Origin of the sequence: Vallitalea maricola, assembly GCF_036985595.1 — a bacterium.
GTDB lineage: Bacteria > Bacillota > Clostridia > Lachnospirales > Vallitaleaceae > Vallitalea > Vallitalea maricola.
In genome coordinates this window covers 1-355 of the sequence record NZ_BTPU01000175.1, presented here as the reverse complement: position 1 = coordinate 355, position 355 = coordinate 1, and the positions used below count along the sequence as shown (strand labels likewise).

General features: G+C 33.2%; 1 protein-coding gene. It reads left to right on the top strand.

Annotated elements, in window-relative coordinates; translation table 11 throughout:
• Window positions 1-155 precede the first annotated feature (155 nt).
• On the top strand, window positions 156-355 hold a 200-nt coding region (locus tag AACQ14_RS23775), incomplete at its 3' end, for a DALR anticodon-binding domain-containing protein (protein ID WP_339366020.1).

Below are 355 nucleotides of genomic sequence, written 5' to 3'. Positions count from 1 at the left end.
CTTGGATTAGAATTTCGTATTTCATCCTTTTCGTTTTTTCAGACTAATTCTCTAGGTGCAGATACATTGTAGTTTTCTCATGGGATAAGGTTCTTAACTTTGAAGGTGAGACAGGACCTTATGTTCAATATACTTATGCTAGGGCTTCTAGTGTATTGAGGAAAGCTGAATATGATAGCAAAGGTGAGAGTATTAATTATGATTTACTAACTGATGATTTAGCTTTTAATGTAGTTAAGACTTTAAAGAGATTCCAAGGTGTAGTAGTTGATGCAGCTGAGAAGTTGGAACCATCTTTTATTTCTAGATATGTTGTTGATCTGGCACAGGAATTTAATAGATTTTATCATAACTG